Source organism: Gordonia mangrovi (genome assembly GCF_024734075.1).
Taxonomy (GTDB): domain Bacteria; phylum Actinomycetota; class Actinomycetes; order Mycobacteriales; family Mycobacteriaceae; genus Gordonia; species Gordonia mangrovi.
Genome location: NZ_CP102850.1, coordinates 847,129 through 861,835 on the forward strand (window position 1 = coordinate 847,129; position 14,707 = coordinate 861,835).

A 14,707-nucleotide genomic window follows, 5' to 3' on the forward strand; every position below is an offset into this window, starting at 1 on the left:
TTCAGTTGTCCCGATACCGTGTGGCGATCGATCGGCCGACCACCACACGCATGATCTCGTTGGTGCCTTCCAGTATCCGATGCACCCGCAGATCGCGGACGATCTTCTCCAGACCGTATTCATTGAGATATCCGTAGCCGCCGTGGAGTTGCAGCGCCTGGTCGGCCACGGTGAAGCAGTTGTCGGTGACGAAGCGCTTGGCCATCGCACACTTCTCCACCTTGTCCGGTGCGTCGTTGTCGAGCGCCGAAGCGGCCTGCCACAGCATCAACCGCGACGCCTCCAACGACGTCGCCATGTCAGCGAGGGTGAACCGGATCGTCGGTTCGTCGATCAGCGCGCCGCCGAACGCCTTGCGCGAGGCCACGTAGCTCGCCGCACGGTCGAAGGCGGCTTGCGCCCCACCCAACGACGACGCGGCGATGTTGAGCCGTCCCCCGTTGAGTCCGTTCATGGCGATACCGAAGCCGATCCCCTCCTGCCCGCCGAGCAGGTTGGCGGCCGGCACCCGTACCTCGTCGAGGATGACCTGCGCGGTGGGCTGGGCATGCCAACCCATCTTGCGCTCCTGTGCGCCGAAACTCAGTCCGGGCGTGTCTTTTTCGACGATGAACGTGGAGATGCCACGAGGGCCGCTGTCGCCGGTGCGAGCCATCAGGACGTACACGTCGCTGGCGCCGGCGCCGGAGATGAATTGTTTGACGCCGGTGAGAACGTAGTCGTCACCGGAGCGCACCGCACGCGTCGCCAACGCGGCCGCATCCGATCCGGCGCCCGGTTCGGTGAGGCAGTAGCTGGCGACGGCCTCCATCGAGGCCATGCGCGGCACCCACTGTTCGCGCTGCTCGGCGGTGCCGTACTTGTCGACCATCCACGTGCACATGTTGTGGATGGACAGGAAGGCCGCGACGGCGGGGTCGGCGTAGGCCAGCTGCTCGAAGATGCGGACGCCGTCGAGGCGGCGCAGACCGCTGCCACCGACGTCCTCGGAACAGTAGATGGCGGCCATACCGAGTTCGGCGGCCTCGCGGAGTTCGTCGACCGGAAAGTGGTGGCCCTCATCCCATTCCAGGGCGAAAGGCGCCAACTTCTTGGCCGCGAACCCGGCGGCGGTCTCGACGATGACGCGTTCGTCCGCGTCGAGACCGCTGTCGGTGATGATCGTCATGCGAAGGATGCTCTCTTACGTCGCGGGTACCGAGGGACTCAGTCCATCGTCGGGATGACGAACTCGGCGCCATCCTTGATGCCCGACGGCCACCGGGACGTGATGGTCTTGGTCTTGGTGTAGAACTGGATCGACGCCGGTCCGTGCTGGTTCAGGTCGCCGAAACCGGAGCGCTTCCAACCACCGAAGGTGTAGTAGGCCACCGGAACCGGGATCGGGACGTTCACGCCGACCATGCCGACGTTGACCCGCGCGGTGAAGTCGCGGGCGGCGTCGCCGTCCTGGGTGAAGATCGCGACGCCGTTGCCGTACTGGTGATCCGAGGCGAGCGCGAGCGCCTCCTCGTAGTCGCCGGCCCGCACGATCTGCAGCACCGGCCCGAAGATCTCATCGGTGTAGGACGTCATGTCCTTGGTGACGTGGTCGAACAGGGTCGGTCCGATGAAGAAGCCGTTCGAGATGTCCTCGTCGCCGTAGGACTGGTCGTTGCTGGTGCGCTCCCGGCCGTCGATGACCAGCTCGGCACCTTCCTCGACCCCCTTGGCGATGTAGCCCTTGACCCGCTCGAGCGCGGCGGCGGTGACGAGCGGCCCGTAGTCGGCCTTCGGGTCGAGGCTGTGGCCCACCCGCAACGCGTTGACCTTGTCGACGAGCTTGGCGCGCAAACGTTCTGCGGTCTGCTCTCCCACCGGAACCGCGACGCTGATGGCCATGCAGCGCTCGCCGGCGCTGCCGTAGCCGGCACCGATCAATGCGTCCGCGACCTGGTCGAGGTTGGCGTCGGGCATGATGATCATGTGGTTCTTGGCGCCGCCGAAGCACTGCGAGCGCTTGCCGTTGGCGGCGGCGGTCGAATAGATGTACTGCGCGATGTCGGAGCTGCCCACGAAGCCGAATGCCTGGACGTCGGGGTTGTTCAGCAGGGCATCGACCGACTCCTTGTCGCCGTGGACGACCTGGAAGACACCGTCGGGCAGTCCCGCCTGCGTGAAGTACTCGGCGAGCTTCACCGGCACCGACGGATCCCGCTCGCTGGGCTTGAGGATGAACGCGTTGCCGCAGGCCAGCGCCGGACCGGCCTTCCACAGCGGGATCATCGCCGGGAAGTTGAACGGGGTGATGCCGGCGACCACACCGAGCGGCTGACGGACGGAGTGCACGTCGATGCCCGAGCCGGCGCCCTCGGTGAACTCCCCCTTCAGCAGGTGCGGGATACCGATGGCGAACTCGATGACCTCGATACCGCGCTGGATGTCGCCCTTGGCGTCGGCGTGGGTCTTGCCGTGCTCCAGCGACAACAGGGTGGCCAGTTCGTCGGCGTTCTGGTTGACGATGTCGACGAACCGCATCAGGACGCGGGCGCGGCGTTGCGGATTCCAGGCGGCCCACTCACGCTGCGCCTCGACGGCGGTGGCGACCGCGGCGTCGACCTCGGCGGTGGTGGCCAGCGGCACCTTGGCGGCGACCTGTCCCGTACTGGGATTGAACACATCGGCGAAGCGGCCGTCGGTGGCCGGGACCGCGGCACCGTTCAGGTAGTGCGGAATGGAACGGACGTCAGCGTCTGTAGTGGACACGAGAAGATCACCTGATTCGAGAGTCGGGGCAATACCGGGATGACCGGCTTCCGCATTAATAGTAGGACATCCAAGTATTTTCGCAACCCCCTCTCACCTGCGGATTGATTCGCGACTTGGAGTTAGGGTAGCCTCACCTACTAGACTCGCGACGATCGAGAGCGCAACATCGAAAGGGATAACTGCCATGTCCGTCGTCATCCTCTACGGCACCGAGACCGGCAACAGCGAAGTGGTCGCCGACGCCATCGCCGATGTGCTCGCCGCCGAGCACGACCCGTCGATCTACGACATGAGCGAGTTCGCCGTCGAGGATCTCGACCCGGCGGATTTCCTGGTCGTCATCTGCTCGACGTACGGCGAGGGTGAGCTGCCGACCGGAGCCGAACCGTTCGCCGAGGAACTCGCCGACGCCGACCCCGACCTGACGGGCCTGCGGTTCGCCGTGTTCGGACTCGGTGACACCGTCTACGAGGAGACCTTCAACCGGGGCGGCGAGATCATCGCCGACCTGCTCGGCTCTCGCGGCGCCACCCAGGTGGGCGAGCACGCCCGCCACGACTACTCGTCGGAGATCACCCCGGCGAAGCTGGCCGGAGAGTGGGCCCGCGGCATCAGCGGCCTCATCGATCCGGTCTCGGTCAGCTGACGCTCGATCCGCCCGTTCGGTGCGCGCGATGCGCGATCTCCTCCGCGCGCACCGCGGCGAGCTTCGTCAGCTCCAGGACGGCTCGCACCATCACGGCGAGCACCGCGCCGAGGAACAACGCCGTCGGCACCGAGACCTTGAGGTTCTCGCCGAGCAACACCACCCCGAGCGCCATCGACACCGCCAGTTCCATCACGGTCAGCGCGGGAAACGACGTCTGCAGTTCGCCGGCCCCGAACGCGCGCTGCTGCATGAGGATCGCCGTGGCGCCGACGATCGCGAACAGGTACAGCTCCGGGTACAGCAGGGCTCGGTCGAGATCGTGGACCAGCCGTACCGCGACCGCTTTGACCAGCAACGCCGACACCCCGAACAGGGTTCCCGCCGCGATTCCATAGCAGAGCGACTTGTAGTGCCGGTTCGACCGCTCGGCCACGATGACACAAACGGCCACGCCCAGGATGACCGCCCCGACAGTGAGCACGACCAGCAGTTCGTCCGGCCGTCGTTCGGACGGTTCGGGCCGCGAGATGGCCAGGAACACGGTGACGCAGGCGACGAGTACCGCTCCCCACGCCCACTCGATCCGCAGCGGCCACCGGTGGTCGGCCCAGGCCTCCATCGGCAGCGCGAACAGAATCGCGAGTACCACCAGCGGTTGCACCAGCAGGATCGATCCGAGTCCGAGCGCGGCTGCTTGCGCGCCGAACCCGATCACCGCGACGACCGCACCCAGCCACCAACCCCGGGCGATCGCGCCGCTGGCATACGAGGACCGCTGCCGCATCACGGTGCCACCCGCGATCAGCACCGCCGCCGTCACAGACAGCAGCGCGGGAACCCAGGTATGCACTCGCCCTACCCTAGCGTTCACCTCGCGCTGTTCAATCACCCCGGAATTGCCCTGTTCACGGTGTGGATACCGCATCGTGTCGGCTCAGCGTCGTAAGTTGGAAGGCATGCGGTACCAGTCCGATCTCGAACGCCTGATGACCCTCGACGGCGAGGCCATCGTCCGGGTGTGCACCTCGCCGGAAGCCGTCGTCGACCTGATCGCCGAGGCCGTCGACGAATGCCTCGAGTTCGACGAGCTGGCCGACGAGCACCTGTCGTCGGGCAACGACGAGCAGGCGGCCTACTGCCGCCAGGAGGCCGCGGCGTGGCGTGCCACCGTGTCGTTGCTCCGGGTCATCGCCGACGACCCCGATGCACGACGAACCGTCAGCGGTGCCGCATGAGCCGCACACTCGTGCTGATGCGGCACGGCAAGTCCGGATATCCCGCCGGTGTCGGTGACCACGATCGGCCATTGGCCGCCCGCGGTCGCCGCGAGGCAGCGCTGGCCGGGCGCTGGATGACCGACGAGGGACTGCGCATCGACGCGGTCATCTGTTCCACGGCCACCCGCACCCGGCAGACCCTCGACCGCACCGGCGTCGACGCTCCGGTGGTCTATGTCGACGATGTCTATGGCGGATCTCCCCACGAGGTGCTCGAGGCCGTTCGGGTGTATGCACCCGCCAAGGCGTCGACGGTCATGGTGGTCGGGCATGAGCCGGGTATGCCGGCCACCGCGCTCACCCTCGACGCCGACGGCTACATCGAGCGCTTCCCCACCTCCGCCTATGCAGTCGTCACCGTGGGCACCGACTGGGATCGCGTCGGCCTCGACGTCGACCCGGACGCCCGGCTCGTCGGCGTCCGCATCCCGCGCGAGTGACATCGCGCGTCCAGCGATCACCCGCGCGCGAAACTGCGCGCGCGAAGGACAGCCGGGCGCGCGAGTGGTCGCATGGCGACGGGCTGGTGCGGGTCAGGCGCCGGTGAAAGGCGGCACCGGGATGCACGGCACCGGTGGTGCGTGGGCGGGATCGAGCGCGCCGAGCACCAGTGCCGCGCTGCGTCGGTTCGAGGTGATCGAGGCATGGTCGGACCGGTCGATCGGGCAACCGTCCTGGACGACGATGTTGGTGACGTCGGTGCCGGGCGGGCCGTCGAGAATCCCGCTGCTGTACGGCGTCACGATCTCGTCGTCGCGGGTCACGATGTTGGTGTAGGCCACCCCGGGCAGATACGGAGTCGGTTGCCGCACCGCCTGATTGAACGATGCGTCGGCGGGTGGTGCGGCGCACTCGGGGCAGGCCGGATACGAAGGTCGCGGGATGCCGAGCGCCCGACGGAACATGTCGATCGCCTCTCCGCGGCTGTCGTCGGTGTCGGGATCCTGCCGCCAGTACGGCGCCAGCGACACATAGTGCCCGACCTTGTCCCGCCCGCCGAGATACTTCATCCAGTAGGTCGGGATCTCGGTGCCCTGCGAATGGCCGACGATGTCCACCTGACGCGCCCCCGTTGCCGCCATGACCGCATCGGCGAACGACTTGACCTGCCAGGCGCTGTCGACCTTCGGCCCCAGACCGCCGAGCGCCGAGGCCGGCCACACCGTCGACAACGACCCGTAGGTCAACGCGAACACGCAATAGCCGGCGTTGTGCAGGACCGGGGCGAGCGTGGCCCAGTTCGTCTGCCGTCCCCCGCCGGTGCCGTGCACCAGGATCACCGGGCGCGGGTGGGCACGCGATGGCCGGCAACCGACGTCGTTGGTGCCCGGCAGCGACCCACCGGGTTCGGCGAGCTCGGCACGGATACCGGCGGTGAAGTCGTAAGCCACCGGCAGCGGTCCGGGCGCGGCCACCGCCGGCGCGACGAATCCCGCGGCCGCCGTGACGACCGAGATGAGCAGTGCGCGCAGCCACATGCGCATCAGTCCTCCTCCGGCATCACCAGATCGCACCGCACACCGAGCAACCGCACCGGCCTGTCGAGCTCGAAATCCCCCAGCAGTTCACCGACGACCGGCGCGATGTCGTCGTAGCGAGTCGTCGGCGCGGGGAGCTTTCGCGACTTGGTCCGGGTGTAGAAGGTGGTGGTCCGCACCGTGACGGCCACCCGGAACACCACGCGTTGCTCGGACAAGATCTCGGTCAGCAGGTCTCGCGTGAGTTCGAGAGCAGCCAAACGCATCTCGTCCGGATCGGTGAAGTCGGTCGGATAGGTGCGGGACTTGGAATGCGAGCGCGCCAGCCAGGGTTCCTCGGTGATCGTGGCGTCACCGCCACCCCGGCAGAGCACGTAGAGCCAGTTGCCCTGATGCGGCCCGAAGATCTCTATCAGTTCCTCGCGCGGGGTGGCGATCAGTTGCTCGACGGTGTCCACGCGGTGGGAGCTGAGCTTCGCCGCCGTCTTGGGCCCCACGCTCCACAGTTCACGACAGGCCCGCTCGCCCATGAGAGGCAGCCAGTTCTGCTCGTCGAGCAGGTAGACCTTCTCGATGTGGAACGGCGCGAGGTCCACTGCGGCAGGCTCCGGCTTCTTCGCGAATCCGGTGGCCATCTTGGCTCGCTGTTTGTTGTCGGAGATGCCGATCGAGCAGTGCAGGCCGGTCCGGGTGAACACGTCGGTGCGGATGCGCCGGGCGAGCTCACCGATCGTCGCGCGGTCGTGCGCGGCGGCATCGTCGACCGGGTCCACACCCAGGTAGGCCTCGTCCCAGCCCCACACCTCGACCGGGTGACCGCTGGCACGCAGGACAGCCATGACGTCGGCGGACGCCACATCGTAGGCGGGCACATCGAGCGGCAGATAGACCGCGTCGGGCATCTTGCGATGAGCCGCGCGCAACGACATCCCGGCGCGCACACCGACGGCGCGGGCCTCGTAGGACGCGCAGGTGACCACCTTGCGCGCCTCGGTCGGATCGCCGTTGCCTCCCACGATCACCGGCACGTCGACGAGCTCCGGGCTGCGCAGGCGTTCGACGGAGACCTGGAACTGATCCAGGTCGACGTGGATCAGCCATCGATGGCGTCGCGCTGCATCGGCCACCCGACCAGCCTACTGCGGTGCGCTTGCCGCACACGTCGTTCCGCGACCGCGTCGGGTCGGGCGACCGGTTGCCCCCCGGCAACGTAGTCGCCCGACCCGACCCCTCGAACGACGCCCTCCCCTGCGTCGACGCGTGCTGGTCGAGATCGGCCAGGACAGAGCAGAACGCCCGTCCACCGAAATCGACCCGTCCGGGGTGCGCACCCTGGTGGACATGGTGCGACATCGCGACTCAGCACGGAGTCACTCCGGCGGTCACCGCGGCTCAGCCCTCCGGCGGAACACCACGTGACCTGCGCATACGCACCTCACCGCTTCCTTACCGCCAAGTAGCTTACCGTCGCGTAACCTACGCTAGGGTAAAGCTGTGCGCTTGTAAAGTAGTGCATGACACATCCGGTGAACGATCGTCATCCGAACCACGATCAGCTCATCGTTGCCGGTCAGCGCGACTGTCGTGCCGCGAGCCGCACCGAGACGTCGCGGAGCCCGATGGCGCGGCAGCTTTCGCGCAGGGCGTCCGGGTTGTAGTCGAGGAGCGACCATGATGGACCCTCGGACGCGCGCACGCCGGACGGCGCCGACCGCCGCACATGGTCCGCATCGGCGAAGAAGGTGCTCGCCTTGCTGAGGTGGATCGACAGCAAACCCGCCGAACGATCGTCGAGCATGGGCATCGCCGCGCTCAGCACTTTCCGCAGCAGCGCGCGGTCATCGTGCAGCGGCCGCGGACGCAGATGCAGTGCGCGCGAGGCGGTGTGGCAGTCGGTCGGATCAGTGAGCGCATGGACCGCAACGAAGGCGAACGCGACGCGGACGACTGCCAGCCCGTGCGGATCGGTGGCCCAGCGCGGGGCCGCGGCGATGTCCTCGATCTCCCGCACCGGAAGAGATGCCGGGATCTCTGCCAGATCCAGTGGCCGACACCCTTTCTCGTCGATCACCTGGGCGGCCATCTGCTTGAGCACACCGATCCGGTGAGCGTGTGTGCGTAGCATCGCCGACAGCGCGATCGACGCGTCGAAGGTCAGTGCGAAGTCCTGCGGAGCGTCGAGGAGTGCGTCGAGCCCCGGGATCACGATGCGTTCATCGATCTCGACCGCCTCGAGTAGCGCCGGGAGTCGACGTGGCGTGTCGGCCCGGCCGCGGAACTGTGGTGACAATGTGTCGGGCATGGCCCCTCCCCCGTCATCGGACGTGCAATCGCGTCGGCCATGCCCAGCCCCGACACCAGATACATGACGATCGAACGGCAGCTGACCCTCACGGCGTCAGCCTCGAAGAATCTCACATCGCTTGTCGGAGATGACGGAATCCATCGGTGATCGCCGATGGATACCGCTACCGACCCCCTCCACACCGGCCCCTACCCGTTAGTAAGTTCGATGTGTATCGCTACCGTAGGGTACGGATCGGCGACTGTCCAGAGACAATTTCGACTTGGTTGTAACGCATTTGGCGATCGACCCACTCGCCGATCAGCACACATCCGTTCTCAGATCGCGGAGATACGGATAGTTCTCCCGCGACTGATCGAGCACCCCGCGATCGAGATCGACGACGATCAGTTCGGGCGTGCGGTCCGCGCGGGCCAGTATCGCACTCGTCGGGGCCACCACCGTGCTGCGCCCGCCATACACCAGATCATTCTCTGCCCCAGAGTAATTGGCGTAGGCAATGTACACCTGACTCTCCAGCGCGCGGGCCGGCAACAGCACGTCGGGCACCACGTCGTACTCGATCATGTTCGCGGTGGGTACGCAGATCAGGTCCGCTCCCCGCACGGCGCAGGACCGGACCAGTTCGGGGAACTCGACCTCGTAACAGGTCAGCAGGCCTACTCGCCATCCGGACCACTCGACGACGGGCGGACGAGTCGAACCGGGCGCCACCATGTGCCGGTCGAGGTCACCGAAGAGCTGCGTCTTGTGATGGGTGGCGAGCGCGGTGCCGTGTCGATCCACGAGGCGGATCGCGTTGTAGCGCCGACCGTCGCCGGCGCGCTCCACACAGCCGTACAGAATGGCGATGCCGTGACGTCTGGCGATGTCGCGGACCCGCTGGGCCACTGGCCCATCCGGCGGTTCGGCGAGGAGATCGGCCGCCTCGGGACCGATGGCGTAGCCGGTGATCGTCATCTCCGGGGCGATCAGCAGCTGCGCTCCACGGTCGGCCGCCGCACCCGCGGTCGCGTCCAGCCGAGCCAGGTTGTCCTCGACCTGCTGTGGGTGGGACTCGCACTGCCAGAGCGCAATCCGTCGTGAGTCGGTGTGGTCCGGCATCGCCCTCACCCGCCGATGTCGATCGGTCCGAGTTCGCCGTAGCGGTCACCGGGGCCGGGGTTGTCGGGATGACTGCCGCCGCCGAAGTGGTGCAAGACGCCCCAGACGGCGTTGAGTGCGGTCTGCACCGCACCTTCCACCCACGCCGGCATGAACGACACGTCGTCGCCGGCGATGAAGATACCCCGTTCGGCGTCGGGGAGGCGTTCCTGACCGTAGAAGTGGCCGTACATCCGGGTGTTGTAACGGTAATGCCCGGGCAGCGCACCCTTGAACGCACCCAGGAAGTGCGGCTCGTCCTCCCAGGAGATGGTGATCGGGCGGCCGACGATGTGTTCGGCGATGTCGACGTCGGGGTAGATCTTGCGCAGGGCGTCGAGCATCAGCGACACCCGCTTCTCCACCGGATGCGGTAGTACCTTGAGCGCGTCGCTCATCCAGCTGTAACTCAGGCAGATCACGCCCGGCCGGTCAGGGCCGTTGTCGAACAGATAGGTGCCGCGGGTGAGTCGGTCGGTGAGCGTCATGCTCAGCAGGTCACGACCGGTCGTCGGGTCACGGTCGGTCCAGAACGGCCGGTCCACCATCACGAACGTCTTCGACGACTGCATGTAGCGGGTCCGGTCCAGCGCCATCCACAGGTCCTGGCTGAACAAGCTCTCGTCGCAGTCGATCTCGGTGGAGAGCAACCAGGCCTGACAGGTCGCCACAACGGCCGGGAACTCGCGGGCGTCACCCCAGCGGTCGACGACCTCGATCCGACCCGGCCCGACGCGGCGGATCGCGGCCGCACCGGCGCGCGGGACGCCGCTGTGCAGCGACGACAGGCTCGTACCGACCGGCCAGTACCGGATGCGGGCCGGGCTGTCCGACCAGAGACGGCGCGGCAGCTGTTCGACGCCGCCGACGATCAGGTGCTGCTCGGTGTCGCAGTTGGTGACCACCACGCGCAGAATCTCCAACATGGAGTTGGCGAAGTCGGAATCCCATCCGCCGGTGCCGAATCCGACCTGTCCGAACAACTCCCGATGCCGGAAGGACAACGACCCGAACTCGTCGGAGGTAGCCAGGAAGTCGTAGAAGCTGCGGTCGTCCCACTCCACCACCAGCCGGTCCCACAACTCTTTGAGGCGAGCGGTGTCGCGGTCGCGGATGGCCTCTTGCAGGGCGGAGAAGCCGGCGACGCGTTCGAGCGCACTGTCCCAGGCCTTTTCGATCTCGGTGTAGATGGGCGGAAGGTCGGCCAGGGTGCGCGCGTAGAGCGTTTCACCACCGAGGTCGATGACGGTGGAGCCGGCCGCCGTGGTCAGCGGATTGGGAAAGGGCCGCGAGCGCAGGCCGAAGGTGTCGACGTAGTGGAAGAAGGTCGACGACGAGATCGGGAACCGCATCCCACCGAGTTCGGCGACCTCCGGCTCGCCCGGCACGAAGTGTTCGGACCGCAGTCGGCCCCCGATGCGCTCCGGTTCGTAGACCACCGGCCGCAGCCCGACCTTCATCAGCTCGTAGGCGGCCACCATGCCCGCCATCCCGGCGCCGATCACCGCGACCTCGGAGCCGAGGGCCTCGGCGGGCACGGACCCGATCCCGGCCGGATGCGTGATCCAGTCGTCGTAGGCGAACGGGAAATCCGGACCGAAGATGGTCACCGGCCGATCGGGGTGCACATCGCTCAGGATATTGCGCGGACCCGGCATGCGCCCGTCCTCGGCCGGCGACGCGCCGACCGCGAAATCCGTCCGGGCCGCCAATCGAGGACCGTAAGTGTCCGCTATGCGAGTCAGACTGACGTCAGCTCGTTGCACCCGAACCATCCAGAAGGAGTATCGCCATGGACTGGACACTCGAAGTCGCGTTCCTGCCCGTCACCGACGTCGACCGCGCCAAGGATTTCTACACCCGGATCGGATTCCACCCCGACCACGACCAGTCTCCGAGCGACAACATCCGCTTCGTGCAGATGACCCCGCTCGGTTCGGCCTGTTCGATCGCCTTCGGCAAGGGCATCGTCGACGGCGCCGGCCCGAACGTCGGCACGCTCATGCTGTGCGTCTCCGACATCAACGCCGCACGCGCGCAACTCATCGCTGCCGGGGTCGACGCCAGCGAGGTCGACGTTCAGCCGTGGGGCCATTTCGTCTACTTCGATGACCCCGACGGCAATCACTGGAACGTGCAGTACCTGCCGTATCGGTACGAGGGCTGAGCGTCGGGCGCGGAAGGGACCGCGGCCGCGCGCCGTGCCGACTACGATTCGCGGTGTGACCTCGGACCAGGTCGGCACGTTCTGCACATCTGACGACGCCGTGAGCACGTTCCTCGGCCGAATCTTCGATCCAGCCACCGAGGCGGTGACGATCGAGCGGTCGTCGCGACTGTGGGATGCCGTCGAATCCGCACACTCGGCTGGACGTCGGGGCGCGGGTCGAATCGTCGGGATCGTCGACACCGACTTCGACCTGTCGATTCGCCGCCTCGCGTCTCGGATCGCCCCAAGTGTGGCGGCGCCTCCTACTCGGACCGCCGGGCATGGGACCGCGGTCGCGCTACTCATCAGCGAGGTGGCACCGGAAGCCACCCTGCAGTTGTTCGACGTCCGGCCGGCCAGATATCTGCACCAAAGCAACGTCGCCGACGCAGTATCGAAAGCCCGCGAGGCCGGATGCCAACTGCTGAACCTGAGTCTGGGGTTCACCACGTCGGTCACCGTCGAATCGGTGGCCGGCGTCGATGCATTCGACCTCGTCGACGTCGATCACCCGGGCGAGGACACGACGACGATCATCGATCGGTACCTCGAGACCGTCTCGCTGTTCGCGGCGGACAGGTGTCAACGGCCCTGCGCCGTGTGCGACTCGCTCGACGCCTCGGACGCGTCGGCCACGCTGGTCGCAGCGGGCGGCAATTCCGACGCGACTGTGTGCCCGGCGGCGCATCGCCGATGCGTCGGCGCCGGATTCGAGGTGGTGTCGCGGACGGCTCAGGGTGACAATCTCGCGCTGGCCGCCGGACTTCCCGACCACGACCAGTCGGCTCGTTGCGAGTTCGTCCTTCCCCTCCCGGCCGGATTTGCGGCGACCAGTTTCGCGGCGCCACTGCTCACCGGAGTGTGTGCGCTCGACGATCCAGACGGCGACCTCGAATACATGATGCGGGTCAGCCTCGTGAACTCGCTCATCGTCATGCGCCACCGATCACTGGAACAGCTTGCCGAGCAACGGAACGCGACGGCTGCCCAGGGCTGGGCGGTGAATGCCGCCTACCGCTACCTGCTGTCTCGCGTACCGCCCGCACATCGTCATTGGGACCGTCCGGACGATCCACCCTGCTCATTGTGCGCGTTGACGATCCTCGATGCGTACCGCGGCATCAGCCAGACGTTCGGTTCGCTCGGCGAGCACGAAAAGGCCTTGGCCTGGGCGCACGTGGGCCGTCGCATCTGCCCGCTGGACCCGGACGTCATGATGGACCATGCCGTTGCGCTGATATCGATGTCCGGGGCCGTCGGCGACGCCGATGCAGTCGCAGCGCTGACCCGTGCCGCCGACCTCTACCGGGCTGCGGCGTCGCGACGCCCTGAGGACTCGACACTCCAACGCTTCTGCGCCGAGCGTGAGCATTTCGTGCAGGCGCGCAGACGCAGCGTCACGAATGGGCGTCCAGCGCCCGAGTGAGTCCCACTCCGTGGGCCTACGGCCGAGGCGGCGGCGGTTCGCGATACCACGCCATTGCCGCCGGATCGCGTGGCTGCAACGCGCCCGCGGCATCCGCTCCGGCGTGGGTGATCGTCTCCATGTGGCCTGCCATCTCCGCGAGTTGCCCCAACCGCGCGACCTCAGCAGCTTCGTGCGTGGTCGCACCGAGCCCGTTGAGCTCCACCTCGGCTCGTGCTCGCGCCAGTTCCCGTTCCAGGCGTGCCTTGCGCACAGCGGCACGATGGTCGGCGAATCCGTCAACCGCCTCCACGGTCGACTTCGCCCACGACATCCCGTCCGAGAACCCAGCGGTGACCGCGTCCACAGCTGCCTCGGCCCCTCCCGTGACCTCGCGCGACACGCCGACCAGCACGCCGTCCGCATCGAAACTCAACTCCACCGAGTGGTTCTTGAATGCACCGGAGGCGAGATCGATGACCTCGGTGGCGCAATGATCGTCGAGCACTGTTCGTTGGAACGTCTGCTCCACCCGAGTCGCCGGTGCGTCGTCGTCCCCGATCGGGTCAATGCGCCGCAGCCACACGAATTCCTCTGTCCGCGGGAGACGAACCTGGATCGAGCGTGTCCCAGGGGCATCCACCCGATCGCGTACCGACGGGGCCGGTGCGGACCGGGCGATCACAAAGCCCAGTCGGTCCCAGATCTCCCGAGCGCCAACCCGTCCCGGCATTGCGGGCGCGGCACTGCCCCAATCGAGGTTGACACCGGTCCACCGTGGCAACTGGCGAAGTTCCAGAACTCCTTCGAGCTGTTCGGTCCACACGTCGGTGTTCGCGCGACGCCAGACCTCGAAGCGCTGGGCGGCAGCATCGACTTCGCGTTCCAACGCATCCACTGTCACGGTCAGCCGTCGCACTCGCACGTAGAGGTCATCGGCCTCCGTGTCGGGCGGGGCGGCCAGATACGCCGACCTGGCGTCCAGCAGGGCCGTTCGCGCGTCGGCGAGCTGGGTTCGCACACGTGCGAGATGGGCCGATTCGGTCGAACAGGCCTCGTCGTAACCCAGAGCTGCCGGGTCTATCTCCGGCGACTCACCCTCACTCAACAGCATCCCGGCCGACAGTGCCGTCGCTGCCATCGTGGCACCGGCCTTGATGACCTTCGTGATCCTGCTCGTCGCCTTCGCGGACGCACCCACCAGCCGACGATCGGCCGAGAACGAGAACGCGACGACCTGGTCCATCAACCGACCGACTTCGAGGTCGAGTTCTCGTTGCGCCTCGACGTCGGCACACGTCGACCATTCCGCGCCGGTCGACAGAACCGCGGTGGCGTCACCGCCTGGATAGCGCGTCCGCACGTGTTCGATGACGCCGGACATCGCCACACGGGTCTCGGGCAGGTGATAGCGCACCATGCGCACTACTCATACCGGATTCTCCGTGGCTTGGTCGGCTGTAGCAGCAAATGCTCCGGTCGCGGGCCGATGG

Annotated in this window: 14 protein-coding genes; 5 read left to right on the plus strand and 9 right to left on the minus strand. The window is 67.2% G+C overall.

Annotation, left to right across the window (positions count from 1 at the left end; translation table 11 throughout):
• Window position 1 precedes the first annotated feature (1 nt).
• Both NWF22_RS03990 and NWF22_RS03995 read right to left on the minus strand, forming a co-directional pair.
• Window positions 2–1,168, minus strand: a complete 1,167-nt coding sequence (locus tag NWF22_RS03990; protein ID WP_160900524.1) for an acyl-CoA dehydrogenase family protein — start codon at window positions 1,166–1,168, stop codon at window positions 2–4.
• A 38-nt stretch (window positions 1,169–1,206) separates the two neighbouring features.
• Window positions 1,207–2,745: a CoA-acylating methylmalonate-semialdehyde dehydrogenase gene (locus tag NWF22_RS03995; protein ID WP_160900523.1), complete on the minus strand. Its 1,539-nt coding sequence runs from the start codon at window positions 2,743–2,745 to the stop codon at window positions 1,207–1,209.
• A gap of 187 nt (window positions 2,746–2,932) precedes the next feature.
• On the opposite strand from NWF22_RS03995, the gene NWF22_RS04000 reads away from it, so the two are divergent.
• Window positions 2,933–3,394 carry a flavodoxin domain-containing protein gene (locus NWF22_RS04000; protein ID WP_160900522.1) on the plus strand — a complete coding sequence of 154 codons (462 nt, stop codon included), beginning with the start codon at window positions 2,933–2,935 and terminating at the stop codon, window positions 3,392–3,394.
• On the opposite strand, the gene NWF22_RS04005 is transcribed toward NWF22_RS04000, so the two are convergent.
• Window positions 3,387–4,247, minus strand: a complete 861-nt coding sequence (locus NWF22_RS04005; RefSeq protein WP_160900521.1) for a DMT family transporter — start codon at window positions 4,245–4,247, stop codon at window positions 3,387–3,389. The genes NWF22_RS04000 and NWF22_RS04005 overlap by 8 nt on opposite strands.
• 106 nt (window positions 4,248–4,353) lie before the next feature.
• Between NWF22_RS04005 and NWF22_RS04010 the strand changes: the two genes are divergently transcribed.
• Window positions 4,354–4,632, plus strand: coding sequence for a hypothetical protein (locus tag NWF22_RS04010; RefSeq protein WP_160900520.1), 279 nt, complete (start codon window positions 4,354–4,356; stop codon window positions 4,630–4,632).
• On the plus strand, window positions 4,629–5,114 hold the full coding sequence (locus NWF22_RS04015) for a SixA phosphatase family protein (RefSeq protein WP_160900519.1): 486 nt from the start codon (window positions 4,629–4,631) through the stop codon (window positions 5,112–5,114). The genes NWF22_RS04010 and NWF22_RS04015 overlap by 4 nt, the downstream gene beginning before the upstream one ends.
• 93 nt (window positions 5,115–5,207) lie before the next feature.
• On the opposite strand, the gene NWF22_RS04020 is transcribed toward NWF22_RS04015, so the two are convergent.
• The 5 genes from NWF22_RS04020 to NWF22_RS04040 form a co-directional block, all read right to left on the minus strand.
• Entirely contained in the window at window positions 5,208–6,152 is a 945-nt protein-coding gene (locus NWF22_RS04020; protein WP_160901379.1) for an esterase/lipase family protein, read from the minus strand.
• A 5-nt stretch (window positions 6,153–6,157) separates the two neighbouring features.
• Entirely contained in the window at window positions 6,158–7,279 is a 1,122-nt protein-coding gene (locus tag NWF22_RS04025; RefSeq protein WP_160900518.1) for a DNA polymerase IV, read from the minus strand.
• A gap of 443 nt (window positions 7,280–7,722) precedes the next feature.
• A complete protein-coding gene (locus tag NWF22_RS04030) occupies window positions 7,723–8,454 on the minus strand; it encodes a hypothetical protein (protein WP_160900517.1) in 732 nt (243 codons plus the stop codon).
• Between the two features lie 303 nt (window positions 8,455–8,757).
• Complete coding sequence (locus tag NWF22_RS04035; protein WP_160900516.1) at window positions 8,758–9,561, minus strand: carbon-nitrogen hydrolase family protein; 804 nt, start codon at window positions 9,559–9,561, stop codon at window positions 8,758–8,760.
• Window positions 9,562–9,566: 5 nt separating this feature from the next.
• Window positions 9,567–11,258, minus strand: a complete 1,692-nt coding sequence (locus NWF22_RS04040) for a flavin monoamine oxidase family protein (RefSeq protein WP_202398292.1) — start codon at window positions 11,256–11,258, stop codon at window positions 9,567–9,569.
• Between the two features lie 134 nt (window positions 11,259–11,392).
• Here NWF22_RS04040 and NWF22_RS04045 point away from each other — a divergent pair, with 134 nt between their 5' ends.
• Both NWF22_RS04045 and NWF22_RS04050 read left to right on the plus strand, forming a co-directional pair.
• Window positions 11,393–11,767, plus strand: coding sequence for a VOC family protein (locus tag NWF22_RS04045; protein ID WP_160900515.1), 375 nt, complete (start codon window positions 11,393–11,395; stop codon window positions 11,765–11,767).
• 55 nt (window positions 11,768–11,822) lie between these two features.
• Window positions 11,823–13,235, plus strand: a complete 1,413-nt coding sequence (locus tag NWF22_RS04050) for a S8/S53 family peptidase (protein ID WP_160900514.1) — start codon at window positions 11,823–11,825, stop codon at window positions 13,233–13,235.
• Between the two features lie 16 nt (window positions 13,236–13,251).
• Here NWF22_RS04050 and NWF22_RS04055 read toward each other — a convergent pair whose 3' ends face one another.
• Window positions 13,252–14,634: a hypothetical protein gene (locus tag NWF22_RS04055; protein ID WP_160900513.1), complete on the minus strand. Its 1,383-nt coding sequence runs from the start codon at window positions 14,632–14,634 to the stop codon at window positions 13,252–13,254.
• Window positions 14,635–14,707: the final 73 nt, after the last annotated feature.